The organism is Pseudomonas sp. 3296 (assembly GCF_031456615.1).
GTDB lineage: Bacteria > Pseudomonadota > Gammaproteobacteria > Pseudomonadales > Pseudomonadaceae > Aquipseudomonas > Aquipseudomonas mucoides.
Genome location: NZ_JAVDUY010000001.1, coordinates 530,586 through 556,318, shown reverse-complemented (window position 1 = coordinate 556,318; position 25,733 = coordinate 530,586). Strand labels below are relative to the sequence as shown.

Sequence of the window (25,733 nt, the reverse complement as noted above, 5' to 3'; positions counted from 1 at the left end):
TCAGGGGATTTGCATGCTTTGTATAGGCGAGGACTTTGTCCTCGAACGCAGCCTGCGGCAGCTGCTACAGGGCGGGCTAGTGACCCATCAACCAATGCTGATGCGGCCCCGGCAAGGTCCAGAGGCCGAACAGCATCACCAGCAGCCCACCGGCCATGCGTACGCTGCGTTTACGCAACAGCGCCGTCACCCGCTCAGCCGCCAGGCCTGTGGCCAGCAACACCGGCCAGGTGCCCAGGCCGAACGCGAGCATCAACAAAGCGCTGTCCAGCGCATTCCCCTGACTCGCCGACCACAGCAAAGTGCTGTAAACCAACCCGCACGGCAACCAGCCCCAGAGCGCACCCAGCAGCAAGGCGCGGGGCAGGCTCGACACGGGCAGCAGTTTGTTGGCAATCGGCTGGATATGCCGCCACAGGCCGCGACCCAGGCTTTCGATGCGGGTCAGGCCGCTCCACCAACCGGCGAGGTACAGGCCCATGGCAATCAGCAGCAGACCGGCGATGACCCGCATAAACATCGCTGCCGGGCTGTTGGCCACGGCCCAGCCGGCAAGGCCGATCAAGAGGCCGGCGGTGGCGTAGCTGAGGATGCGTCCCAGGTTGTAGGCCAGCAGCAAGCGAAAGCGTCGGCTGCGTTGTTCCTTGGGAATCGCCAGGGTCAACGCGCCCATCAAGCCGCCGCACATACCCAGGCAATGGCCGCCGCCGAGCAAGCCGAGAATCACCGCAGACACCAGCAGTGGCGCCAATTCAAGCATGAGGCGGCGCCTTGTCGTCGGGTTTGGCCGGATGGCCGCTGGCTTCGTCGACCGCAGCTTTGTGGGCCGGGTCCTGGTCGTCGAACAGAATGCTGTGGGCCGGGCCGTCGAGGTCATCGTACTGACCGCTGTCCACCGCCCAGAAGAAGATGTAGACGGCGATGGCCACGATCAGTAGCGCGGCCGGAATCATCACGTAAAGAGCTGGCATGGGTGGACTCCATGCCCGCGCGGCTCAGGCCGGCAGCGGGCGGGTTTCTGGCGTGGCGCGGGTGGCTGGCGAGCTCGGCAAGCGAGTCAGGCGCAGGGCATTGAGCACCACGGTCAACGAACTGATCGACATGCCGACTGCAGCCCACACCGGAGTGATCCAGCCGAGGGCAGCGAACGGCAACATGAGGCCATTGTACAGCCCGGCCCACAGCAGGTTCTCGATGATTACCCGACGGGTTCGCCGGGCCAGACTGAAGGCTTGCACCAGTGCGTCGAGGCGGTTGGACAGTAACACGGCATCGGCACTGGTTTTCGCCAGGTCGGTGGCCGAACCCATCGCCACGCTGATGTCGGCCGCGGCCAGCACCGGCACGTCGTTGACCCCGTCTCCGAGCATCAACACCTTGCGGCCTTCCTTGTGCAGTTGTTGCAGGACTTGCAATTTGTCGTCGGGACGCAAACCGCCACGAGCCTCGTCGATACCCAACTCGGCGGCAACACTGGCGACCATCGGCGAGCTGTCTCCGGACAGCAGCAATGTGCGCCATCCCCGCGCCTTGCAGGCTTGCAGCAACGCAGGGGCATCTGCGCGCAAACGGTCGTCGAGGACAAACCACGCCAGAGGGCCCTGACTGTCGCCGAGTAGCAGCCATTGGCCCGGTTCATCGGGCATCCAAGGCACGGCTGCACCACTGAGTTCGCAGACAAACCCCGGTTGGCCAATGCGCAGGCGTTGTACGCCGACCAGGCCTTCAAGCCCCAGACCCGGTGTGCTGTGGACTTCTTCGGCGGCCAGTGGCGCGCGGCCGAAGGCGCGGGCGATCGGGTGTTCGGAGCGGTTTTCCAGCGCAGCCGCCAGGCTCAGGCATTGGTCGCTGTTGAGGGCGCCCAGCGGGCGGATTGAACGCAAGGCGAGGCGCCCTTCAGTCAGGGTCCCGGTCTTGTCGAAGATTACCGTGTCGATCTGATTCAGGCCTTCCAAAACATGTCCACGCGTCAACAGCAGGCCGAGTTTATGCAGCGTACCGGTGGCGGCGGTCAGCGCGGTGGGCGTCGCGAGGGACAAGGCACACGGGCAAGTGGCGACGAGCATGGCCAGCACAATCCAGAAGGCCCGGGATGAATCGAGTTCCCACCACAACAGGCCAATGGCGGCAGCGGCAATCAGCGACAAGAGCAAAAACCACTGCGCGGCGCGGTCGGCGATTTCCGCCAGACGCGGCTTTTCGGCTTGCGCGCGATCCAGCAGACGGACGATGGCAGACAGTCGTGTGTCCTGGCCCAGGGCCAACACTTGCACGGTCAGCGCGCCTTCAACGTTCAGCGTGCCGGCGGTGACTGCATCGCCTGGCATTCGCGGTTGCGGCAAGTATTCACCGGTCAGCAACGATTCATCGATGCTCGACTGACCGTCGAGGATCTTGCCGTCCGCCGGCAGAATCGCCCCCGGATGGACCAGCACTTGATCGTCGACGCGCAATTCGCTGAGCAGGATCCGCTCGCTCTGGCCATCCGCGCTCAGGCGCAGGCATGAAGCGGGCAATAGATTTACAAGCTGTGCCGTGGCCGCAGCGGTACGCTCTCGGGCGCGGCGTTCCAGATAACGACCGGCCAGCAGGAACAGCGCAAACATGCCGACTGCATCGAAATACAGCTCACCAACGCCGCTGATCGACGTCCAGATCCCGGCGAGGTAGGCGCTGCCAATCGCCAGCGACACCGACACGTCCATGGTCAGGTGGCGGGTGCGCAGGTCGCGCATCGCGCCTTTGAAGAACGGCGCACAGCTGTAGAACACGATTGGCGTGGTCAGGAACAGCGCGACCCAACGCAGGATGGTGTGCAGTTCGGGGCTGAGGTCGATGTTGAATTCCGGCCAAGTGGCCATCGTCGCCATCATCGCCTGGAACCACAGCAGCCCGGCCACGCCGAGTTGGCGCAGGGCCAGGCGGTTTTCACTGGCCAGTTGTTCACTGGCGCGGTCGGCTTGATAGGGGTGGGCGGCGTAGCCGATATGGCGCAACTCACTGAGCACTTTGCTCAACGGAAATTGCGCGTCGGCCCAGCGTACGTGCAGGCGATGGTTGGACAGGTTGAGGCGCGCTTCGGCCACCGCCGGCAAGCCACGCAGGTGTTTCTCGATCAACCAGCCGCACGCGGCGCAGCTGATGCCTTCCATCAGCAGGGTGGTTTCGGCGAGGTCGCCGTCGTGGCGCACGAACGGCGCTTGCACGTCGGCGCGGTCGTACAGCGCCAGTTCGTCCACCAACTGCACCGGCAAGGCTTCGGGGTTGGCCGATGACTCGCTGCGATGCTGGTAATAACTTTCCAATCCGCCCGCCACAATCGCCTCGGCGACGGCCTGGCAACCCGGGCAGCAGAACTCGCGGGTATCACCCAGGACCGCCGCGGTGAAGCGGCTGCCAGCCGGGACGGGCAGGGCACAGTGGTAGCAGGGGGTTGGAGTGGTCATTCGGTTTTCACAGGGGGTTGTCCGATGATCGTTCCCACGCAGAGCGTGGGAACGATCAGAGTCGGGCTTACTTTTTCAGGTCTTCCGCGCCTTGCAGCGGCTCATCGCCCAGGAGCAGGTCCTTGTCATGGCTGACCTGTTCTTCTTCGAACAGGCGCCAGGTCTTGTCGCCCTCGATGCCCAGCAATTCTACAAAGCGACGGCCTTCGACCTTGTCGCTCAGTTGACCGATGTAGCGGCCCTGTTCCGTGTCGCTGTGAGCGAGGGTGATCTTGCGGTCCTTCTCCGGTTGCGTCGGCGAGATCAGGTTCAGCTCGAGGGTTTTCGGTTGGCTGTTGCCGCTCAAGTGAAGGTCGACTTCACCGGTCACGCCATCCAGATGCACGCTGGCACGTAACAGCAGGGTCTGGGCCAGCAGTTCACGGTCGAGGGAGCGGTTGATGCCTTTGCCGGCCTCGTAGTAATTGTCGTTCACCAAGTTGTCCGGGTTGTTCACCGCGATGGTCACCATGGACAAGGTGAGGGTCACCGAGCAGGCCAGAATCCCGATGATGATCCATGGCCAAAGGTGCTTGTACCAGGGACTTGCGGCAGTTGCTGCGGGCATGATCACTTCTCTCAACGAATTTGTGGGCCGATGAATCGGCTCTTGGCTTCAACATGAACGCTGTCGTCATCGGCATCCTTGAGGATGAATTTCACCTCGTTGGTGCTCGATGGCAGTTGTTCCGGTGCACTGGACAGCTCCACTGGCTGGCTGAAAATTTCCCCGGCGGCGACTTTGATCTCGCGCTTGCCTTGCAGCTTGAGGTCCGGCAGCCCGGTGGCTTCCAGCACGTAGGTGTGGTCGCGTTGATCCTTGTTCATGATCTTCAGGCTGTAGACGTTTTCGATCCGGCCCTCGGCGTTCTCGCGGTACAGCACGCGGTCTTTGCTGACGTCGAAACCGACCAGCGAGCGCATGAAGAACGCGGTGATCAACAACGAGATCATCACCAGCAGCACCACGGCATAGCCGATCAGGCGCGGGCGCAGTTTATGGGTTTTTTGCCCGGACAGGTTGTGCTCGGTGGTGTAGCTGATCAGGCCGCGCGGGTAATCCATCTTGTCCATGATGGCGTCGCAGGCGTCGATACAGGCGGCGCAGCCGATGCACTCGATTTGCAGGCCATCGCGGATATCGATGCCGGTCGGGCAAACCTGTACGCACATGGTGCAATCGATGCAATCGCCCAGGCCTTGAGCCTTGTAGTCGATGCCTTTCTTGCGCGGCCCACGGGACTCGCCGCGGCGTGGATCGTAGGAAACGATCAGCGTGTCCTTGTCGAACATCACGCTTTGGAAACGCGCGTACGGGCACATGTAAATGCACACCTGCTCGCGCAACCAGCCGGCGTTGCCGTAGGTGGCGAGGGTGAAGAAACCGACCCAGAAATACGACCAGCCATCCGCTTCGCCGGTGAAGAAGTCGAACACCAGTTCACGGATCGGCGAGAAGTAACCGACGAAGGTCAGGCCGGTGACAAAACCGATCAAGAGCCACATCGAATGCTTGCTGAGCTTGCGCAGGAGTTTGTTGGCGCTCATGGACGCTTTGTCGAGCTTGATGCGTTGGTTGCGGTCGCCTTCGGTGACCTTTTCGCACCACATGAAAATCCATGTCCAGACGCTCTGCGGGCAGGTGTAGCCGCACCATACGCGACCGGCGTAGACCGTAATGAAGAACAGGCCGAAGGCACTGATGATCAGAATCCCCGACAGCAGGATGAAATCCTGCGGCCAGAAGGTTGCGCCAAAAATAAAGAATTTACGCTCCGGCAGGTTCCACCAGACGGCTTGATGGCCGCCCCAGTTCAGCCACACCGTGCCGAAATACAACAGAAACAAAAACGCGCCGCCCATCATCCGCAGGTTGCGGAACAGGCCAGTGAAGGCGCGGGTGTAGATCTTTTCTCTAGAAGCGTAGAGGTCGACGGTTTGTTTCGCGTCTTTGGCAGGTGGCGTGACGTCGTGTACCGGAATCTGGTTGCTCATCATTGCATCCCACGGCAGTGGAAAAATGCCTCGGTCAGTGCATGCCGACCGCGGTCAAAAAGGGTGTTGCAGTGGCGCAATGATACGCCTGAAGCTCTAGCACAGGGGTGCGACCTTTGGTCACGTTGGTGGAAATCAACGGACGGTGTAATGACTTGAATCAATTGACTTGTGAATTATGGACGACTTTTCCTGGCCGAGCCGTCAATCCATGTTTCATGGAATGATCGGGAATGTTTAATAGCTCGCCAGGTGCAAGTCCAATGAATAGTGCTATTCAAACAAAATGGCCCCGCCAATTCTCATTGGCGGGGCCTTTTTTTGTTGCTTCAAGCGTTTGTCTTACTGAGCGTCTGCCGCCGGAGCCTTCTCACCGTGAGACAGGCTGTAGACGTAAGCGGCCAGCAAGTGAACCTTGTCGTTGCCTTGCAGTTGCTCTTGCGCAGGCATCTGGCCCTGACGGCCGTAACGGATGGTCTGCTGCAGTTGAGCGAAGCTCGAACCGTAGATGAACGCGGCCGGGTGGGTCAGGTTAGGGGCGCCCATTGCTGGCGTACCTTTACCTTCCGGACCGTGGCAAGCCACGCAGTTGGCGGCGAACAACTTCTGGCCGGCAACCGGGTCAGCCTTGGTGCCTTCCGGCAGTTTGCGGCCATCGAGGTTGGTCAGGACAAAGGCAGCGACATCGGAAACGCCTTGCTCGCCGATCACGTCAGCCCACGCCGGCATGACGGCGTGACGGCCGCCCATGATGGTGGTCTTGATGGTGGCAGGCTCGCCGCCCCAGCGCCAGTCGGCGTCGGTCAGATTAGGGAAGCCGTAAGCGCCTTTGGCGTCGGAACCGTGGCAAACCGAGCAGTTGGAGGCGAACAGGCGACCACCCATCTTCAGGGCTTGTGGGTCTTTGGCGACTTCTTCGATTGGCATGGAGGCGAACTTGGCGAAGATCGGACCGAACTTGGCGTCCGACTTGGCCATTTCCTTTTCCCACTCGTGAACGCCGGTCCAGCCGGTCTGGCCGTTGGCGAACGCAGTCTGTTTCTCGTTATCGAGGTAGTTGTAACCCGGCAGCAGGCCTTTCCAGTTGCCCAGGCCCGGGTACAGCACCAGATAGCCCAAGGCAAAAATGATGGTGCCCACGAACAGCATGAACCACCATTTTGGCAGTGGGTTGTCGTACTCCTCGATCCCGTCGAAGGAGTGGCCAACCGTTTCTTCCGTCTGCTCGGCGCGCTGGCCCTTGCGGGTGGACAGCAGCAGCCAGGTCAGGGCGAAGATGGTGCCGAGACTGAGGACTGTGACGTACAGACTCCAGAACGTAGTCATTCTTTGTTACTCCTAGAAGCTTGCTCGACGTGCTTGATGGCTTCGGGATCATCCGCGAAAGGCAGCAAGGTCGCGTCTTCAAACTCCGACTTGCGCTTGGGGCTGAACACCCACAACGCCAGACCGATGAAGGCAACCATCACTACAACGGTGCCCAGGCCACGAATCATCCCGATATCCATCTAAATCACCGTTTGCTTTTGATGATGGTGCCCAGGCCTTGCAGATAGGCCACCAGCGCGTCCATTTCGGTTTTGCCCTTCACAGCATCCTTGGCGCCGGCGATATCTTCGTCGGTGTAAGGGACGCCGAGCGTGCGCAAGACTTCCATTTTCTTAGCGGTGTCTTTGCCGTCGAGCTTGTTTTCCACGAGGAACGGGTAGGCCGGCATTTTCGACTCAGGCACTACGTTGCGCGGGTTGTACAAGTGCGCACGCTGCCAGTCATCGGAGTAACGACCGCCGACGCGGGCCAGGTCCGGACCGGTACGCTTGGAGCCCCACAGGAACGGGTGGTCCCAGACGCTTTCACCGGCAACCGAGTAGTGGCCGTAACGTTCGGTTTCAGCGCGGAACGGACGGATCATCTGCGAGTGGCAGCCGACACAACCGTTGGCGATGTAAATGTCGCGGCCTTCCAGTTCAAGCGCAGGGCGGGGCTTCATGCCTTCGACCGGCTTGTTGGTAACGTCCTGGAAAAACAGCGGAACGATCTGGGTCAGGCCGCCGATGCTGACGGCGATAACCATGAAGAAGGCCAGCAGGCCAATATTCTTCTCGACTGCTTCATGCTTCATCAGTGAGCTCCAACTACAGCAATCTGTTCAGCAGCTTTGGCTTCAGCCGGGTTCGAGGCACGTACGGTACGCCATACGTTGTAGGCCATGAACAGCATGCCGCTGGCGAAGAACGCACCGCCCAGGGCGCGAACGATAAAACCAGGATGGCTGGCTTGCAGCGCTTCGACGAACGAGTAGGTGAGGGTGCCGTCGTCGTTGATTGCGCGCCACATCAGACCCTGGGTAATGCCGTTGACCCACATCGAAGCGATGTACAGAACGGTACCGATGGTCGCGAGCCAGAAGTGCGTGTTGATCAGGCCGACGCTGTGCATCTGCGCACGACCGAACAGTTTCGGGATCATGTGGTAGATCGCGCCGATCGAGATCATCGCTACCCAGCCCAAGGCGCCGGCGTGTACGTGGCCAATGGTCCAGTCGGTGTAGTGAGACAGCGAGTTGACGGTCTTGATGGCCATCATCGGGCCTTCAAAGGTCGACATGCCGTAGAACGCCAGCGACACGACCAGGAAGCGCAGGATCGGGTCGGTGCGCAGCTTATGCCAGGCGCCCGAGAGGGTCATCATGCCGTTGATCATGCCGCCCCAGCTCGGAGCCAGCAGGATGATCGACATCGCCATGCCCAGGGATTGAGCCCAGTCCGGCAGCGCGGTGTAGTGCAGGTGGTGCGGACCGGCCCAGATGTACAGGGTGATCAACGCCCAGAAGTGCACGATCGACAGGCGATAGGAGTAGATCGGACGCTCGGCCTGCTTCGGAACGAAGTAGTACATCATCCCCAGGAAGCCGGTGGTCAGGAAGAAACCTACGGCGTTGTGGCCGTACCACCACTGGATCATCGCGTCAGTCGCACCGGAGTAAGCGGAGTAAGACTTGAACAGGCTGACCGGCAGCGACATGTGGTTGACGATGTGCAGCATCGCGGTCACGACAATGAACGCGCCGTAGAACCAGTTACCGACATAGATGTGTTTGGTCTTGCGCTTGACGATGGTGCCAAAGAACACCAGTGCGTAAACGATCCAGACAATAGCCAGCAAAATTGCCAGCGGCCATTCCAGTTCCGCGTATTCCTTGGTCGTGGTGTAACCCAGCGGCAATGTAATGCCGGCACCGACGATCACCGCTTGCCATCCCCAGAAGTGGAAGGCCGCGAGGCTGTCGGAAATCAGTCGCGTTTGGCAGGTTCGCTGCACGACGTAATAAGAAGTGGCAAACAGTGCACAACCACCGAAGGCGAAAATCACCAGGTTGGTGTGCAACGGGCGTAAGCGTCCAAAAGTCGTCCACGGCAGACCGAAGTTCAATTCCGGCCATACAAGCTGTGAGGCGATGAAGACACCGAGCCCCATGCCAAGGATCCCCCAGACCACCGTCATGATGGCGAACTGGCGGACTACCTTATAGTTATAAGCAGTCGGACTGATTGCTGTGCTCATTCTAAGGTTCCACGGTTTGGGTGTTTTATTAGGAGTAAAAATCGGCCGCAAGTATGGAGAAAGCAGGGGGTCATTGCAACGCGCCATGACCTGGGTCAATGCTTTCAAAAGCTGATTCTGCGGCCTTTCCATGCGCCGCGTAAGGACAAAATCACCCAAGGGCAAAATGTCGCAGCGGACGAAAATGAGGAGGGGGTCCGGTCAGATGTAACGGGGTGTGTTAAAACGCAACGATCGGGTGACCGATGGCAATTGGCGCGACAGCCGGTATCTACCAGCCTTTGCGGCTTGCCATTGAGCAGAATCGTCGAACACATCGGCTAAAAACGACCTGGAACCGGCTCATGCCAGTCCGCACCGAGCAAGCTTAGACCCGAATCTGGTGAACCGAAAGAAAGACCAAGGGGAGGGTGCGACAATGGGTCGCAAAGAGGCAGGGAACTGCCGCATCCGGGAGAATGCGGCAGCAGAGCGGTCGAGAATTATTCCTGCTTGCCTTCAGCCTGCAAACGCTCGGTGCCGGCACCGTGCGACAAGCTGTACACGTAAGCGGCCAGCAATTGCACCTTATCGTTGCCGAGCAATTCGTTCTGCGCTGGCATATGGCCTTGGCGACCATGGCGAATGGTCTGTTGCAGTTGCGCCAGGCTTGTACCGTAAATAAAACCCGCCGGGTGCGTCAGGTTCGGCGCGCCCATGGCTTCTGTGCCCTGGCCGTTTGCCCCATGACAGGCGACGCAGGTGGTACTGAACAGTTGCTGCCCGGCTTGCAGGTCGGCACCGCTGTCGGCAGGCAACGGCAGGCCGGCAAGGTCGTGACGCACATAAGCGGCGACATTCTTCACGCCGGTCTCACCGAGGATTTCACCCCAGGCCGGCATCGCGGCCATACGCCCGCCCATGATCGTGGTTTTGATCGTGTCGGCCGTACCCCCCCAGCGCCAATTGCTGTCCGCCAGGTTCGGGAAACCAAATGCACCCTTGGCGTCCGAGCCGTGGCAGACCGAGCAATTGGAGGCAAACAGGCGCCCGCCCATTTTCAGCGCTTGCGGATCCTTGGCCACTTCTTCCACGGGCATCGCGGCAAACTTGGCGAAGATCGGCCCAAACTTCGCGTCGGCCTTGTCCATCTCCTTTTCCCATTCGTGCACGCCAGTCCAGCCGTTTTCATAGCCCGGCAGAATGCCTTTCCAGTTGCCCAGGCCCGGGTAAAGAATCAAATAACCCACGGCAAACACCAGCGTGCCGGCGAACAGCATGAACCACCACTGCGGCAGCGGGTTGTCGTACTCCTCGATGCCGTCGAAGCTGTGGCCCATGGTCTGGTCGACGCTGCCCTTGGTTTCGCCCTTGCGGGTACCGATCAGCAACCAGGTCAGGCCGATCAGGCTGCCGATAGTCAGTACGCAGATCCACGTACTCCAGAAGGTGGTCATGGCCGGGTACTCCTTGTTTCAGGTTCTTGGGTGGCGTCATCGGGTTTCGGTTCGTCGGCGAACGGCAACAGGCGCGCTTCGGCGAATTCCGGGTTGCGCTTGCTGTTGAACACCCACAGCGTCAGGCCGACGAAGGCCACAAACACCACGACCGTGCCCAGGCCGCGAATCATTCCACTGCTCCATTCAATGACCATGGCTCACCTCTTGCTCTTGATGGCAGTGCCGAGCACTTGCAGGTAAGCGACCAAGGCGTCCATTTCGGTCTTGCCCTTGAGCGAAGCGGTGGCCCCGGCGATGTCATCGTCGGTGTACGGCACGCCCAAGGTGCGCATGGCGCGAATCTTGGTTTCGGTGTGGCTGCTGTCGAGCTGATTGGCCACCAGCCATGGATAGGCAGGCATTTTCGATTCCGGCACCACGTTGCGCGGGTTATACAAGTGCGCGCGGTGCCAGTCTTCCGAGTAGCGACCGCCGACCCGCGCCAGGTCCGGCCCGGTACGTTTCGAGCCCCAGAGGAACGGGTGATCCCAGACGCTTTCGCCGGCGACCGAGTAGTGGCCGTAGCGTTCGGTCTCAGCCCGGAACGGGCGGATCATCTGCGAGTGACAACCCACGCACCCTTCGCGGATGTAAATGTCGCGACCTTCCAGTTGCAGGGCGGTGTAGGGCTTCATGCCTTCCACCGGTTTGTTGGTCACGTCCTGAAAGAACAACGGGACGATCTGGGTCAGGCCGCCGATGCTCACGGCCAGCACCATCAACAACAGCAGCAGGCCGACGTTTTTCTCGATTGTTTCGTGTTTCATGGCGGACTCCTCAAGCCATCTGCGCGGCAGCGGCGACGTCGGCAGGCTGCGAGGCCCGTACGGTGCGCCAGGTGTTGTAAGCCATCAGGAACATGCCGCTGAGGAAGATCGCCCCGCCCACCAGTCTCACGATGAAGCCTGGGTGGCTGGCCACCAGGGTTTCGACGAAGGAGTAGGTCAGCGTGCCGTCTTCGTTGACTGCGCGCCACATCAGGCCCTGGGCGATGCCGTTGACCCACATCGAGGCGATGTAAAGTACGGTGCCGATGGTGGCGAGCCAGAAATGCGCGTTGATCAGGCCGATGCTGTGCATCTGCTCGCGGCCAAAGATTTTCGGGATCATGTGGTACAGCGCGCCGATGGAAATCATCGCCACCCAGCCGAGTGCTCCGGCGTGAACGTGGCCGATGGTCCAGTCGGTGTAGTGGGAGAGGGCGTTAACCGTCTTGATCGCCATCATCGGCCCTTCGAAGGTCGACATGCCGTAGAACGCCAGCGACACCACGAGGAAGCGCAGGATCGGGTCGCTGCGCAACTTATGCCAGGCGCCCGAGAGCGTCATCATGCCGTTGATCATCCCGCCCCAGCTTGGCGCCAGCAGGATCAGCGACATCACCATGCCCAGTGACTGTGCCCAGTCCGGCAGTGCGGTGTAGTGCAAGTGGTGCGGGCCGGCCCAGATGTACAGGGTGATCAGCGCCCAGAAGTGCACGATCGACAAGCGATAGGAATACACCGGGCGCTCGGCCTGTTTCGGCACGAAGTAATACATCATCCCGAGGAAACCGGCGGTGAGGAAAAAGCCCACCGCGTTGTGGCCATACCACCACTGGACCATGGCGTCGGTCGCACCGGAATACACCGAGTAGGACTTGGTGAAACTCACCGGCAACTCAAGGTTGTTGACGATATGCAGAATCGCCACGGTGATGATGAACGCACCGAAGAACCAGTTGCCGACATAGATGTGTTTAGTCTTGCGCTTGGCCAGCGTACCGAAGAACACAATGGCGTAGGCGACCCAGACGATGGTGATCAGAATGTCGATCGGCCATTCCAGCTCGGCGTATTCCTTGGAGCTGGTGTAACCCAGCGGCAGGCTGATCGCCGCCAGCAGGATCACCAGTTGCCAGCCCCAGAAGCAGAACGCGGCGATCTTCGGCGCGAAAAGTTGCGTCTGGCAGGTGCGTTGCACCGAATAGAACGAGCTGGCGAACAGGGCGCAACCGCCGAACGCGAAGATCACCGCGTTGGTGTGCAGCGGGCGCAACCGGCCGAAACTGGTCCACGGCAAATTGAAGTTGAGTTCGGGCCACACCAACTGGGCCGCGAGAAAAACCCCGAGCCCCATGCCGACGATGCCCCACACCACCGTCATAATGGCGAATTGGCGGACCACCTTGTAGTTGTAGGCGGTACTGATAGAAGTGTTCATGGTTCCCCATCCACGGTTCAGCTGAAGTGAAGTCGTCTGCGCAAGGCAATGACGCTCCCTTCGGCCGGAGTTATAGGCAGACTAAAAGCGAGGCAAGCATGGACAAACAGCAAAAAGCCGGTATTGACGGGGATCAATGGGCGCGGTGCGTGCGGGAACATGGATGGCTGTGGAATGCCGCCTCGACAGCGGGGTCGCCGACCCTGATCCTCGCCCACGGTGCCGGTGCGCCGATGGACAGTATCTGGATGAACGACATGGCGGCACGCCTCGCCGATCAAGGCGTCAACGTGTTGCGCTTCGAGTTTCCATACATGGCGCTACGGCGTGTTGATGGGGGCAAACGACCGCCAAACCCGGCGCCAAAACTGCTGGAATGCTGGCGTGAGGTGTATGCCGTGGTGCGACGCCATGTCACTGGGCACCTGGCCATTGGCGGCAAGTCCATGGGCGGGCGGATGGCCAGTCTGTTGGCTGATGAACTCGGTGCGGATGCGCTGGTGTGCCTGGGTTATCCGTTTTATGCGGTGGGCAAACCGGAGAAACCTCGGGTTGAGCATCTGGCCGGGCTGAAGACGCGGACGTTGATTGTGCAGGGCGAACGCGATGCGTTGGGTAATCGGGAGGCGGTCGAGGCTTACACCTTGGCGCGGGGGATCGAGGTGTTCTGGCTGGTGGCGGGGGATCATGATTTGAAACCGCTGAAGGTTTCGGGGTTTACGCATGAGCAGCATTTGGCGGCTGCGGCGCAGAAGGTCGCCTCATTCCTTCGGTGATTTTTGTGGCGCTGCACATTGCCTCATCGCGAGCAGGCAATAAAAAACCCGGGAGTTTCACCTCCCGGGCTTTTGCGCTTCCAGCAACAATCAGCGGTTAAACCGCTCCACCAACGAATACTGGGTATTCGCGGTTTTCGTCAGTTCTTCACTCAACAGCGCCGAGTTCTGCGCTTGTTCCGAGGTCTGGTCCGCCAGCTGTGAAATGTTGCTGATGTTGCGGCTGATCTCTTCGGCTACTGCACTTTGTTCTTCGGTCGCCGCCGCAATCTGGGTGGTCATGTCGGTGATGTTGGCTACCGCTTCGCTGATCCCCACTAGCGCCTGATCCGCCTCCAGTACCCGTGCCACCCCTTCTTCGGCCTGACGATGTCCGGCTTCCATGGTTTGTACCGCAGTGCTCGCCGTTTGCTGCAGCTTGGCGATCAGGGCGTGGATCTGCCCGGTGGATTCGCTGGTGCGTTGCGCCAGTTGGCGAACTTCGTCAGCCACCACCGCAAAACCACGGCCCATCTCCCCGGCGCGGGCGGCTTCGATGGCGGCGTTCAAGGCCAGCAGGTTGGTCTGGTCGGCGATGCCTTTGATCACATCGACCACGCCGCCGATCTCGTCACTGTCCTTGGCCAGTTGCGTCACGGTCAGGCCGGTTTCACCCACCACGACCGACAGACGCTGGATGGCATCGCGGGTTTCCCCGGCGATGTCGCGACCGCGACCGGTCAGGCGATTGGCCTCCTGGGTGGCGTCGGCGGTGCGCTGTACATGGCTGGCGACTTCCTGAGTGGTGGCGGCCATCTGGTTGACGGCGGTGGCCACTTGCTCGGTTTCGACGCGCTGACGTTCCAGGCCGCTGGAGCTGTTGTGCGCCAGGGTATCGGACTGTTTCGCTTGTTCGGTCAGGTGCTCGGCGGTGTCCTGCAGGCGGGTCAGGCAGGTTTTCAGACGGGCTTCCTGGCTGAGGATCGACATTTCCAGGCGCGCCTGGGCGCCGCGGCTGTCGGTGTACATCTGTGCGATCAACGGGTCGGACGTGGTTTGCCCGGCCAGGACCAGCAGGCGCTTGAGACCACGCTGCTGCCAGCTCAACCCCATCAGGCCCAACGGCACCGAGAGGCCGGCCGCCAATGCAAAGCCCCAATGGGAATTCAGCGTCGCACCGATCATGAAACTCAATTGGCTGACCAGAATGAACGGCAGCCAGTCCTGAAGCACCGGCAGCCACTTATCACTCGATGGAATGGCGGACTTGCCCTGGTTGATGCGTTGGTAGAGCGCTTCGGCACGCTGGATCTGTTCGGTGGTGGGTTTGATCCGCACCGACTCGTAACCGATCACCTGGTTGCCCTCGAACACCGGTGTCACGTAGGCGTTAACCCAATAGTGATCACCGTTCTTGCAGCGATTCTTGACGATACCCATCCATGGCAAGCCTTGTTTCAGAGTGCCCCACATGTGCGCGAACACGGCGGCCGGGACGTCGGGGTGACGGACCAGGTTGTGCGGTGCGCGGACCAGTTCCTCACGAGAAAACCCGCTGATCTCGACGAACGCGTCGTTGCAGTAGGTGATCATTCCCTTGGCATCGGTGGTCGAAATCAACCGCTGCTGTGCCGGGAAGGTCCGTTCGCGCTGAGTAATGGGCTGGTTGTTACGCATGGCTTTTTCAATCCGCAAGGCTTTGACAGGTTGTCGGCGGTGTCAGGAATTAGTTGAAATTATTTTTCAATAATCAGCGCTGCGTCGCAAAACCAGCATTGCCTCAACCTGCGAGCATCGGATAGGTGAACAGCGCGAAGTGCAGCAGGTTCAGGCCGAAATGGGTGGCGATGGCTGCGCCCAAACCGCCAAAACGATAGGCCAGGCCATAGCCGGCACCGGCGAGGCTCGCCAACAGCACCCATTGCCAACCAGCACCCACATGCACCAGGCCGAACAGCAACGACGCGAGCAGCAGGGCGAGGTTTTCGCCATAGGGCAGGTGTTTGAAACTACGGCTCAGGCCGCCCTGGATGTAGCCTCGGAACAGCGCTTCCTCAACCAGCGTGACTAGCAACAGATTGTTCAGCAGCCACAGCCAGGCCTGGTCCGGCCACTTCGGCGCCCAACTGATCATGCCCAGCAACAGCGCGCCCCCCAACGCAAGTACGGCACACAGCGTCAGGGCCTGGGCGGTGGCGTAAACGCCCAGGCGCCAGGAGCGCTGGCCGACAATCCATGGACATACCAGCAGCAGCCAGAAACCGATCAGCGGTTTGTCCTGATTCAAGTACATGGAAAACCGCACAGCATCGGTGGTGAGGTATTGAGGGGCTATCGCGCGACCGTTGAAGAACCCGGGGAGCCAGTGCATCGCCAGCGACATGGCCAGGAAGATGAACAGGCCGTGACCAAAGTAACGGACGATCGGGAGTTTTTGCTGGCGGACGGCGACACCGGCCACTATCAGCAAGGCGATGGTGATCAAGGCCAGCCAGCTGAGTTGGCCGAAGGTCAAGGCGAGGCTGAAGCCAAGGGAAAGAAGGGCCAGGTAGGTCCATGGCAGGGCGATCATTGAGCATCCTTAATGTGCAAAAAAATTTGCGGCATACCCCGGCCCCCTGTAGGAGTTGGGGGTGTGAAAGCGGGGGATTATGGGACCTTCGCGGCACAAACAAAAACACCGCCCGAAGGCGGTGTCTTTGTCAGCAGGCCTTTATGAGGCAATCAACTGGCGCAGCACATAGTGCAAAATCCCGCCGGACTTGAAGTACTCGACCTCATTGAGCGTATCGATGCGGCACAGCACGTCGATCTTTTCCTTACTGCCATCTTCACGGGTGATCACCAGCGTCAGGTTCATCCGCGGCGTCAGCTCCACACCGGTCAACCCTAGGATATCCAGGGTTTCCTTGCCGGTCAGGTTCAGGCTCTTGCGGTTCTGATCCAGCTTGAACTGCAACGGCAACACGCCCATGCCTACCAGGTTGGAGCGGTGAATTCGCTCGAAACTTTCCGCGATGACCGCTTTCACGCCCAGCAGATTGGTGCCCTTGGCCGCCCAGTCGCGGCTTGAACCGGTGCCGTATTCTTGACCGGCAATTACCACCAGCGGCGTGCCTGACGTTTGATAACGCATGGCCGCGTCGTAGATCGGCATTTTCTCCATCGTAGGAATATAGAAAGTGTTGCCGCCTTCCTCGCCGCCAAGCATTTCGTTGCGGATACGAATGTTGGCGAAGGTGCCGCGCATCATCACTTCATGGTTGCCGCGGCGTGAACCGTAGGAGTTGAAGTCCCGCGGCTCCACGCCTTTGTCGCGCAAGTACTCACCGGCCGGGCTGTCGGCCTTGATATTGCCGGCGGGGGAGATGTGGTCGGTGGTCACCGAGTCGCCGAGCAGCGCCAGTACCCGCGCCCCGGCGACGTCCTTGACTTCCGGCGGCGGGCCGCCGATGTCGTCAAAGAACGGCGGATGCTGGATGTAGGTCGAATCGTCCTGCCACACATAGGTCGCCGCTTGTGGCACCTGGATGGCTTGCCATTGCTCGTCGCCGGCAAACACTTCGGCGTATTCCTTGTGGAACATCGCCGTGTTGACCTGACTCACTGAATCGGCAATTTCCTTGCTGCTCGGCCAGATGTCCCGCAAGTACACCGGATTGCCGTCCTTGTCATCGCCCAGCGGCTCACGGCTGATGTCAATGCGCACCGTACCGGCCAGCGCATAGGCAACGACCAGCGGCGGGGAGGCCAGCCAGTTGGTTTTCACCAGTGGATGCACGCGTCCCTCAAAGTTGCGGTTGCCCGACAACACCGAAGCAACGGTCAGGTCGGCGGCCTGGATGGCTTTTTCAATCGGCTCCGCCAATGGGCCGGAGTTGCCGATGCACGTGGTGCAACCGTAGCCGACCAGCGCAAAACCCAGTTCATCAAGGTATTGGGTCAGGCCCGCTGCCTTGTAGTAGTCGGTGACCACTTTCGAACCGGGCGCCAGTGAACTCTTGACCCACGGTTTGCGCTTGAGGCCTTTCTCCACAGCCTTTTTCGCCACCAGACCCGCCGCCATCATCACGCTCGGGTTGGAGGTGTTGGTGCAGGACGTGATCGCGGCAATCACCACCGCGCCGTTTTTCAGACGGTAGGTCTGCCCGCCGTGTTCGTAATCGGCTTCACCGGCCAGGTCCGCGTTGCCCACCGCGACACCGCCGCCGCCCTCACTTTCCAGGCGTCCTACTTCTTTGCTGGTGGGTTTGAATTGCAGGTCGATGAAGTCCGTGAACGCCTGCGCGACATCGGGCAGGGAAACACGGTCCTGCGGACGTTTGGGGCCGGCGAGGCTGGCTTCGACGCTGGTCATGTCCAGCGCCAGGCTGTCGGTGAATATCGGCTCCTTGCCCGACAGGCGCCACAGGCCTTGAGCCTTGCAGTAGGCCTCGACCAGTTTCACCGTTTCCGCTGGTCGGCCGGACAGGCGCAAATACTCCAGCGTCACATCGTCCACCGGGAAGAAGCCGCAGGTGGCGCCGTACTCGGGGGCCATGTTGGCGATGGTCGCGCGGTCGGCCAGCGGCAGGTCGGCGAGGCCGTCGCCGTAGAACTCGACGAACTTGCCGACCACGCCTTTCTTGCGCAGCATCTGGGTGACGGTCAACACCAGGTCGGTGGCGGTGATGCCTTCCTTGAGCTTGCCGGTGAGTTTGAAACCGATGACTTCGGGAATCAGCATCGACACCGGTTGGCCGAGCATCGCCGCTTCCGCTTCGATCCCGCCAACCCCCCAGCCGAGAACCCCGAGGCCGTTGATCATGGTGGTGTGGGAGTCGGTGCCGACCAGGGTGTCGGGGAAAGCGTAGGTGCGGCCATCCTCGTCCTTGGTCCAGACCGTGCGGCCGAGGTATTCAAGGTTGACCTGGTGGCAGATCCCGGTGCCCGGCGGCACCACGCTGAAGTTGTGGAAGGCGCTTTGGCCCCAGCGCAGGAACGCATAACGTTCGCCATTGCGCTGCATTTCGATGTCGACGTTTTGTTCGAAGGCGCTGGCACTGGCGAATTTATCGACCATCACCGAGTGGTCGATCACCAGATCCACGGGGGAGAGCGGATTGATACGCTGCGGGTCGCCGCCGGCCTTGGCCATGGCGGCGCGCATGGCGGCCAGGTCGACCACGGCGGGCACGCCGGTAAAGTCCTGCATTAACACCCGGGCGGGGCGGTACTGGATTTCGCGATCGGAGCGACGTTCCTTGAGCCACGCGGCAATCGCCTTGAGGTCGGCGCCGGTGACGGTTTTTTCGTCTTCCCAGCGCAGCAGGTTTTCCAGCAGCACTTTCAACGACATGGGCAGCTTGTCGAGATCACCGAGGCTTTTGGCAGCGTCGGGCAGACTGAAATAATGGTAGGTCTTGTCGTCGACTTGCAGGGTTTTAAGGGTTTTCAGGCTATCGAGGGACGGCATTGAAATGACTCCTTTGGGTCCGCACGGCGTCGGACTGGCGGGACGGACAGAGCTCTTAACCTAGCCCTGTTTGGATGTTAAGGCTAATAACTGGACTCTATGGTTAAGTCCAAGGTTCCGAACTCGGCTATCATGCGCCGGTTTTCGTGACAGGCTTTGCTACAGGGCAAGTTTGCGCATCGATTCATTGCCGATTGCCCAGGAGATTCAATGAACACCCTCTTTATGCATTGCCGGCCGGGCTTCGAAGGCGAAGTCTGTTCCGAGATTGCCGAACACGCAGCCCGCCTGAACGTGGCCGGTTATGCCAAGGCCAAAACCGCCAGCGCCTGCGCCGAATTCATCTGCACCGAAGAAGACGGCGCGGAGCGCCTGATGCGTGGTCAGCGTTTCGCCGAGCTGATCTTCCCGCGCCAATGGGCGCGTGGAATCTTTATTGATCTGCCGGAAACCGACCGCATCAGCGTGATCCTCGCGCACATGGCGGACTTTCCGCTGTGCGGCAGCCTGTGGCTGGAAATGGTCGACACCAACGATGGCAAGGAGCTGTCGAACTTCTGCAAGAAGTTTGAAGGTCACCTGCGCAAGGCGCTGATGGCCGCTGGCAAACTGGTGGAAGATGCGCACAAACCCCGTCTGCTGCTGACGTTCAAGAGTGGCCGTGAAGTGTTCATGGGCCTGGCCGAGTCGAACAACTCGGCGATGTGGCCAATGGGCATTCCACGCCTGAAGTTCCCGCGTGAGGCACCAAGCCGTTCGACGCTGAAACTGGAAGAGGCCTGGCATCACTTCATCCCGCGCGATCAGTGGGATGAGCGTCTGCACAGTGACATGACCGGCGTTGATTTGGGCGCAGCTCCCGGCGGGTGGACCTGGCAACTGGTTAACCGCGGAATGCTGGTGACCGCCATCGACAACGGCCCGATGGCCGAAAGCCTGATGGACACTGGCCTGGTTCAGCATCTGATGGCTGACGGTTTTACCTTCAAGCCCCGGCAGCCGGTGGACTGGATGGTGTGCGACATCGTCGAGAAGCCAGCGCGCAACGCCGCAATGCTGGAAGAGTGGATTGGCGAGGGGCATTGCCGCGAAGCGGTGGTCAACCTCAAACTGCCGATGAAACAGCGTTACGCCGAAGTGAAGCGCTTGCTGGAACGCATCGCCGATGGGTTCAAGGAGCGCGGCATTCGGGTCGAGATCGGTTGTAAGCAGCTGTACCACGACCGCGAAGAAGTGACGTGCCACCTGCGCCGGCTGGACGTAAAGAAACCGAAATCCCGCTGATCCACACAACCCATTTATGGGAAAGAGCTTTGTGGGAGCCCCCACCGGGGCGGCGGTATGCCACAGATGACCGAAGACCCGGCAATGCGCGACAATGCCGGCCAGTTTCAGGAGTTAATCATGAATGAAATGCTTGATAAGCCGGTAGACGGCACCCTCGACGCCACCGGCCTCAATTGTCCGGAACCCGTCATGATGCTGCACCAGCACATCCGTGACCTGGTGCCCGGCGGCCTGCTCAAGGTGATCGCGACCGATCCGTCGACCCGTCGCGACATCCCCAAGTTCTGCGTGTTTCTTGACCACGAATTGGTGGCGCAGCACGAAGAGGCGGGCACCTACCTGTACTGGATCCGCAAGAAACTCGCTTAACCCGCTGAATGACTGATGCGGATCCGCTTGCGTGCGCTGCGCGCCAGGCGGATCGACAGCATCAGCGCCGCGCAGCTCAAGCCCACGATCAAACCTTGCCACAGCCCGCTCGGGCCGCTTGGCGCGCCCAGCCAATCGGTCAGGCCCAGCGCGTAACCCACCGGCAAACCAATCCCCCAATAGGCGAACAGGGTCAGGATCATCGTGACCCGCGTGTCCTGGTAACCGCGTAATGCACCGGCTGCCGTCACCTGGATGGCATCGGAAAACTGGAACAGCGCCGAGTACACGATCAGCATCGCGGCTACTCGAATCACCGTCGGGTCAGCGGTGTAGATCGCTGCAATGTGCTCGCGCAGCAACAGCATCATGCTCGCGGACAGGCAGGCATACGCCAGCGCCGTGCCCATGCCGACACCGGCGGCGAAACGTGCCTCGCGTGGTTCCTGTCGACCGAGGGCCTGGCCGACCCGCACCGTTACGGCCATGCCGAGGGAGTAAGGGATCATGAACACCAGCGAGCTGAAGTTCAGGGCGATCTGATGGCCGGCGACCACAGTGGCGCCGAGGCTGCCGATCAGCAGCGCAATGACGGCAAAGATGCTCGATTCGGCGAACACCGCGATGCCGATCGGCAGGCCGATGCCCAGCAAGCGCTTGATCACCGACCATTGCGGCCAGTCGAAACGGCTGAACAACTGGCTCGACTGATACGCCGGTGCCCAGCGTTCCCAGCCGGCCATGCCCAGCGCCATTACCCACATCACAATCGCCGTGGCCCAGCCGCAGCCGACACCGCCCATCGCCGGTACACCGAAGTGGCCATAGATGAAGATGTAATTGAGTGGAATGTTCAGCGCCAACCCGCACAGGCCCAGCACCATCGCCGGACGCGTACGCCCCAGGCCATCACTGAAGCAGCGCAACACATGATAGAAGGCGACGGCGGGCAAGCCGCTGGCGATGCCGTGCAGGTATTGCATGCACGGGTCGATCAATTCGGGATCAACCTTCATCATGTGCAGGATCGGCTCGGCGCTGAACAGCATGCCGGTGGCCATCAAACCCACCACCAGGGCGAGCCACAGTGCCTGGCGCACAATCGGGCCGATTTCATTGTGGGTGCCGGCGCCAAAGCGCTGGGCGACTTTTGGCGTGGTGGCCAGCAAGGTGCCGGTCATCAGCAGAAACACCGGCACCCAGATGGAGTTGCCCAGTGCGACCGCCGCCAGATCCCGAGGCCCGACCCGGCCCGCCATCACCGCATCGACGAACCCCATGGCGGTGGTTGCCAGCTGCGCGATCATGATCGGCAGCGCCAGGGTGAGCAGGTTTCTCAGCTCCAGGCGAACCCGGGTCGGGCGGGTGAGGGGGGTAGCGGCAAGGCGGTCAGTCACGGAATTCAAAGGCGAAACGTCCAAAGGTGTTGATGCGCAAGGCGATGCATTCTACGCCCTGACGCAGTGGTCAGGAAAAATCCTGTGTTAGGGATTTGTAATCGTATTTCGGACGTTGCGAGATTCCCTGCGCAATGCTTGCTGGCTCACTAAGGTCATCTCCGCCTACACTGCCGATCCGCCAAAGGAGCCTGCCATGCTGATTGTTGCCGACGAAAATATCCCGCTGCTCGATGCCTTCTTCTCCGGTTTCGGTGACATCCGCCGGGTACCGGGACGTTCAATCGACCGCGCCACCGTCGAACAAGCCGATGTGCTGCTGGTCCGCTCGGTGACCAACGTCAATCGGGCCTTGCTCGAAGGCAGCAACGTGCGCTTTGTCGGCACGTGCACCATCGGCACCGATCACCTGGACCTGGATTACTTTCAGCAAGCCGGGATCACCTGGTCCAGCGCGCCCGGCTGCAATGCCCGGGGTGTGGTCGACTATGTGCTCGGCAGTCTGCTGACCCTGGCTGAAATCGAAGGCGCTGACCTGACTCGGCGCACGTATGGCGTGGTCGGTGCAGGCGAAGTTGGCGGTCGTCTCGTCAAGGTCCTGCAAGGTCTGGGCTGGAACGTGCTGGTGTGCGATCCGCCCCGGCAGGCGTCTGAAGGCGCAGACTTTGTCAGCCTCGAACAGATCATCGAGCAGTGCGACGTCATCAGCCTGCACACGCCTTTGAAGAAGCACGGCGCGCAGTCGACCTGGCATTTGTTCGATAAAAGACGCTTGGGTCAGCTCAAACCCGGCACCTGGCTGATCAACGCCAGTCGTGGCCCGGTGGTCGATAACGCTGCCCTGCGCCAGGTGCTGCTTGAGCGCGAAGACCTGCAAGCGGTGCTCGACGTTTGGGAAGGTGAACCTGAGGTCGACGTGGCGCTGGCGGAGTTGTGCGTGCTGGCGACGCCGCACATTGCCGGTTACAGCCTTGATGGCAAACAGCGTGGGACGTCGCAGATCTATCAGGCGTATTGCGAGTTTCTCGGACAGTCGGCTCAGGTCAGCCTGAGTGATTGGCTGCCGGCACCGTGGTTGTCGCAAGTGACCCTGCATGCGCAGGCTGATCCGGCGTGGGCGCTGGCCATGCTGTGCCGTGGTGTGTACGACCCGCGCCGTGACGATGCGGATTTTCGCCGCAGTCTTGTAGGCAGTGTGAGCGAACAGCGTGCGGCGTTTGATGCATTGCGTAAGCATTACCCGTCGCGTCGCGAGATTGATGGGTTGCAGGTGCGGATTGAGGGGGATTCACCCGAGTTGCAGAAGATTGTGGTGGCGTTGGGGGCTTCGCTCATTTGAGCACCGAGTTGGCCCCATCGCGGGCAAGTCACGCTCCCACAGGTGTACGCCTTCCAGTGTAGGAGTGCGCCTGCTCGCGATAGCCGCCCCGCAAATACCGGATAAGCACCCATAAAAAACCCGGCCAACCAGGGCCGGGTCAAGAAGACGGTGGCTATATCACTCTTGTTCGGCAGGCTTGACCAATCGCTTTTCCAGTTCGCTGCACGCTTTCTGGATCATGTCTTCAGTGATCGGTACTTCACGCCCATCGGCTTCGATAATCGAGCACCCCAGAGACTGGTTTGGCTGTGTGCGGATCACTTGAATCTTGTCTTCGCTGCTGTTTTGCAAGGACATGGCCTGTCTCCTCTTCAGGTGTGTGCTTACTTTAGAACCTTCAGGTGACCGGGCTATGACAACTCCCTGCGATCTTTCCCGAACGGCAATGTCAGTCCATCAGAAATTTACAAACGTTGCCACCCGGACTTTAGACCAATAGCGTCTAGGGGCTAGTCATCGCGGTCATAATTAACCTGACTCATTGTGATTTACAGCGTTCACCCGCTGACCGTGTAGGCTGGCGATATCAATGGCGTACTGGATAACCCTCAATGCTCTCTGCCCGTCACCGCCGCGCGATCCGCCTGACCCTTCGCTTTCTTGCGCCGTATCGCTGGCAAGCCTTTGGCGCCTTGCTCGCCTTGATTGTCACCGCCGGCATTACCTTGTCGATGGGGCAGGGCATCCGCCTGCTGGTGGATCAGGGGTTCATGACCCAGTCACCGCACCTGCTCAATCAATCCATCGGTTTGTTCATGGTATTGGTGGTTGGGCTGGCAATCGGCACCTTTGCGCGTTTTTACCTGGTGTCGTGGATCGGCGAGCGTGTGGTCGCAGACATCCGTCGGCAGGTCTTCAATCACCTGGTTTATCTGCATCCGGGGTTCTACGAAAACAATCGCAGTTCCGAAATCCAGTCGCGGCTGACCGCCGACACCACATTGCTGCAATCGGTGATCGGCTCGTCGTTGTCGCTGTTCCTGCGCAATCTGCTGATGGTCATCGGCGGGATTGTGTTGTTGTTCATCACTAACCCCAAACTCACCAGCATCGTGGTGATCGCATTGCCGCTGGTGATTGCCCCGATCCTGATTTTCGGCCGACGGGTGCGCAACCTGTCGCGCCTGAGCCAGGACCGGATTGCCGATATCGGCAGCTATGTCTCCGAAACCCTCGGCCAGATCAAAACCGTGCAGGCTTACAACCATCAGGTCCAGGACGAGCAGCGCTTTGCCCTGACCGTGGAGCAGGCGTTCGACACCGCGCGTAAACGCATCTTTCAGCGCGCCTGGTTGATCACGCTGGTGATCGTGCTGGTACTGGGTGCCGTCGGCGTCATGCTGTGGGTCGGTGGCATGGACGTGATCGCCGGGAGGATCTCGGCCGGTGAACTGGCGGCGTTTGTTTTCTACAGCCTGATCGTCGGCAGTGCCTTTGGCACCTTGAGCGAAGTAATCGGTGAGTTGCAGCGCGCGGCGGGGGCGGCCGAGCGGATTGCCGAATTGCTGCGGTCGGAAAATATCATCCAGCCACCGACCACCGGCCTGGTGACCTTGCCGGAGCGGGTGAAGGGCGATCTGGTTCTACAGGACGTGCATTTTTCCTACCCGTCGCGGCCCGAAAGTTACGCAGTCGATGGCTTGAGTCTGACCATAAACGCGGGCGAAACCCTTGCGCTGGTGGGGCCATCCGGGGCCGGAAAATCCACGGTGTATGACTTGCTGCTGCGCTTTTACGATCCGGCCGCCGGACAGATCCTGCTCGATGGCGTGCCGTTGACCCAACTCGATCCGCTCGACCTGCGCCGTTGCTTCGCGCTGGTTTCGCAAAATCCTGCGCTGTTCTTCGGCAGCATCGAAGAGAACATCCGCTACGGTAATCCGGGGGCAACCCTGGCCCAGGTCCAGGACGCAGCAAAAATCGCCTATGCCCACGATTTCATTGAGCAAATGCCCCACGGTTACCAGACGCATCTTGGCGACGGCGGCCTCGGTCTGTCTGGCGGCCAGCGCCAACGCCTCGCCATTGCTCGCGCATTGCTGGTGGACGCGCCGATCCTGTTGCTCGACGAAGCCACCAGCGCCCTCGATGCCCAGAGCGAACACCTGATCCAGCAAGCCCTGCCCAGCCTGATGAAAGACCGCACCACGCTGGTGATCGCTCACCGTTTGGCCACGGTGAAAAATGCTGATCGGATCGCGGTCATGGACCAAGGGAAACTGGTGGCGGTGGGGACGCATCAGGCGTTGATTGCGAGCAATGCGCTGTATGCACGATTGGCGGCGTTGCAGTTTAGTGATGGGCACAACACGGTGACCGACCCGGTTACCGACTAAGTCGAGGACCCAAAAAAATGCCCGCATCA

The 25,733-nt window shown here is 60.5% G+C and carries 23 protein-coding genes; 5 read left to right on the top strand and 18 right to left on the bottom strand.

What is annotated here, in order from left to right:
• Nucleotides 1-76: 76 nt before the first annotated feature.
• The 13 genes from J2X66_RS02690 to ccoN (J2X66_RS02630) form a co-directional block, all read right to left on the bottom strand.
• Complete coding sequence (locus tag J2X66_RS02690; protein ID WP_027921716.1) at nt 77-760, bottom strand: sulfite exporter TauE/SafE family protein; 684 nt, start codon at nt 758-760, stop codon at nt 77-79.
• Entirely contained in the window at nt 753-971 is a 219-nt protein-coding gene (gene ccoS / locus J2X66_RS02685) for a cbb3-type cytochrome oxidase assembly protein CcoS (protein ID WP_027921715.1), read from the bottom strand. The genes J2X66_RS02690 and ccoS overlap by 8 nt, the downstream gene beginning before the upstream one ends.
• Before the next feature lie 24 nt (nt 972-995).
• Nucleotides 996-3,446 (bottom strand): heavy metal translocating P-type ATPase, encoded by a 2,451-nt coding sequence (locus J2X66_RS02680; protein ID WP_310260505.1) that lies wholly within the window; start codon nt 3,444-3,446, stop codon nt 996-998.
• 67 nt (nt 3,447-3,513) lie between these two features.
• Complete coding sequence (locus J2X66_RS02675) at nt 3,514-4,053, bottom strand: FixH family protein (RefSeq protein ID WP_310260502.1); 540 nt, start codon at nt 4,051-4,053, stop codon at nt 3,514-3,516.
• Nucleotides 4,054-4,064: 11 nt separating this feature from the next.
• Nucleotides 4,065-5,480 carry a cytochrome c oxidase accessory protein CcoG gene (ccoG, locus tag J2X66_RS02670; protein WP_310260498.1) on the bottom strand — a complete coding sequence of 472 codons (1,416 nt, stop codon included), beginning with the start codon at nt 5,478-5,480 and terminating at the stop codon, nt 4,065-4,067.
• Between the two features lie 342 nt (nt 5,481-5,822).
• Nucleotides 5,823-6,806, bottom strand: coding sequence for a cytochrome-c oxidase, cbb3-type subunit III (ccoP, locus tag J2X66_RS02665; protein WP_027921710.1), 984 nt, complete (start codon nt 6,804-6,806; stop codon nt 5,823-5,825).
• A complete protein-coding gene (locus tag J2X66_RS02660) occupies nt 6,803-6,988 on the bottom strand; it encodes a CcoQ/FixQ family Cbb3-type cytochrome c oxidase assembly chaperone (protein WP_003175465.1) in 186 nt (61 codons plus the stop codon). Before J2X66_RS02660 ends, ccoP (J2X66_RS02665) begins: the two co-directional genes overlap by 4 nt.
• A 5-nt stretch (nt 6,989-6,993) precedes the next feature.
• Entirely contained in the window at nt 6,994-7,602 is a 609-nt protein-coding gene (ccoO, locus tag J2X66_RS02655) for a cytochrome-c oxidase, cbb3-type subunit II (RefSeq protein WP_027921709.1), read from the bottom strand.
• Nucleotides 7,602-9,044: a cytochrome-c oxidase, cbb3-type subunit I gene (ccoN, locus tag J2X66_RS02650; RefSeq protein WP_027921708.1), complete on the bottom strand. Its 1,443-nt coding sequence runs from the start codon at nt 9,042-9,044 to the stop codon at nt 7,602-7,604. The genes ccoO (J2X66_RS02655) and ccoN (J2X66_RS02650) overlap by 1 nt, the downstream gene beginning before the upstream one ends.
• 482 nt (nt 9,045-9,526) lie before the next feature.
• Complete coding sequence (gene ccoP / locus J2X66_RS02645; RefSeq protein ID WP_310260492.1) at nt 9,527-10,480, bottom strand: cytochrome-c oxidase, cbb3-type subunit III; 954 nt, start codon at nt 10,478-10,480, stop codon at nt 9,527-9,529.
• Nucleotides 10,477-10,677: a CcoQ/FixQ family Cbb3-type cytochrome c oxidase assembly chaperone gene (locus tag J2X66_RS02640; RefSeq protein WP_310260489.1), complete on the bottom strand. Its 201-nt coding sequence runs from the start codon at nt 10,675-10,677 to the stop codon at nt 10,477-10,479. Before J2X66_RS02640 ends, ccoP (J2X66_RS02645) begins: the two co-directional genes overlap by 4 nt.
• Nucleotides 10,678-10,680: 3 nt before the next feature.
• A complete protein-coding gene (ccoO, locus tag J2X66_RS02635; RefSeq protein WP_027921705.1) occupies nt 10,681-11,289 on the bottom strand; it encodes a cytochrome-c oxidase, cbb3-type subunit II in 609 nt (202 codons plus the stop codon).
• Nucleotides 11,290-11,299: 10 nt separating this feature from the next.
• Nucleotides 11,300-12,724, bottom strand: coding sequence for a cytochrome-c oxidase, cbb3-type subunit I (gene ccoN / locus J2X66_RS02630; protein WP_310260484.1), 1,425 nt, complete (start codon nt 12,722-12,724; stop codon nt 11,300-11,302).
• 98 nt (nt 12,725-12,822) lie between these two features.
• Here ccoN (J2X66_RS02630) and J2X66_RS02625 point away from each other — a divergent pair, with 98 nt between their 5' ends.
• Entirely contained in the window at nt 12,823-13,500 is a 678-nt protein-coding gene (locus J2X66_RS02625; protein WP_310260482.1) for an alpha/beta family hydrolase, read from the top strand.
• Between the two features lie 90 nt (nt 13,501-13,590).
• Here the strand turns inward: J2X66_RS02625 and J2X66_RS02620 are convergent, their stop codons facing one another.
• The 3 genes from J2X66_RS02620 to acnA all read right to left on the bottom strand — a co-directional run bounded on the left by J2X66_RS02620 (nt 13,591) and on the right by acnA (nt 18,934).
• Nucleotides 13,591-15,156 carry a PAS domain-containing methyl-accepting chemotaxis protein gene (locus tag J2X66_RS02620; RefSeq protein ID WP_310260479.1) on the bottom strand — a complete coding sequence of 522 codons (1,566 nt, stop codon included), beginning with the start codon at nt 15,154-15,156 and terminating at the stop codon, nt 13,591-13,593.
• A gap of 103 nt (nt 15,157-15,259) precedes the next feature.
• Nucleotides 15,260-16,051 carry a CPBP family intramembrane glutamic endopeptidase gene (locus tag J2X66_RS02615; RefSeq protein ID WP_310260476.1) on the bottom strand — a complete coding sequence of 264 codons (792 nt, stop codon included), beginning with the start codon at nt 16,049-16,051 and terminating at the stop codon, nt 15,260-15,262.
• A 141-nt stretch (nt 16,052-16,192) separates the two neighbouring features.
• Nucleotides 16,193-18,934, bottom strand: coding sequence for an aconitate hydratase AcnA (gene acnA, locus J2X66_RS02610; protein ID WP_310260473.1), 2,742 nt, complete (start codon nt 18,932-18,934; stop codon nt 16,193-16,195).
• Nucleotides 18,935-19,144: 210 nt separating this feature from the next.
• On the opposite strand from acnA, the gene rlmM reads away from it, so the two are divergent.
• Both rlmM and tusA read left to right on the top strand, forming a co-directional pair.
• The gene (gene rlmM / locus J2X66_RS02605) at nt 19,145-20,218 is read left to right on the top strand and encodes a 23S rRNA (cytidine(2498)-2'-O)-methyltransferase RlmM (protein WP_007945067.1); all 1,074 of its coding nucleotides are present in this window, start codon (nt 19,145-19,147) and stop codon (nt 20,216-20,218) included.
• Between the two features lie 120 nt (nt 20,219-20,338).
• Nucleotides 20,339-20,590 (top strand): sulfurtransferase TusA, encoded by a 252-nt coding sequence (tusA, locus tag J2X66_RS02600; RefSeq protein ID WP_310261433.1) that lies wholly within the window; start codon nt 20,339-20,341, stop codon nt 20,588-20,590.
• On the opposite strand, the gene J2X66_RS02595 is transcribed toward tusA, so the two are convergent.
• Entirely contained in the window at nt 20,587-21,996 is a 1,410-nt protein-coding gene (locus J2X66_RS02595; protein WP_310260470.1) for an MATE family efflux transporter, read from the bottom strand. The genes tusA and J2X66_RS02595 overlap by 4 nt on opposite strands.
• A gap of 187 nt (nt 21,997-22,183) precedes the next feature.
• Between J2X66_RS02595 and pdxB the strand changes: the two genes are divergently transcribed.
• Nucleotides 22,184-23,326 (top strand): 4-phosphoerythronate dehydrogenase PdxB, encoded by a 1,143-nt coding sequence (gene pdxB, locus J2X66_RS02590; protein WP_310260468.1) that lies wholly within the window; start codon nt 22,184-22,186, stop codon nt 23,324-23,326.
• A gap of 159 nt (nt 23,327-23,485) precedes the next feature.
• Here the strand turns inward: pdxB and J2X66_RS02585 are convergent, their stop codons facing one another.
• Nucleotides 23,486-23,665: a PA1571 family protein gene (locus tag J2X66_RS02585; protein WP_310260465.1), complete on the bottom strand. Its 180-nt coding sequence runs from the start codon at nt 23,663-23,665 to the stop codon at nt 23,486-23,488.
• A gap of 254 nt (nt 23,666-23,919) precedes the next feature.
• On the opposite strand from J2X66_RS02585, the gene J2X66_RS02580 reads away from it, so the two are divergent.
• The gene (locus tag J2X66_RS02580; protein ID WP_310260463.1) at nt 23,920-25,704 is read left to right on the top strand and encodes an ABC transporter transmembrane domain-containing protein; all 1,785 of its coding nucleotides are present in this window, start codon (nt 23,920-23,922) and stop codon (nt 25,702-25,704) included.
• Nucleotides 25,705-25,733 lie beyond the last annotated feature (29 nt).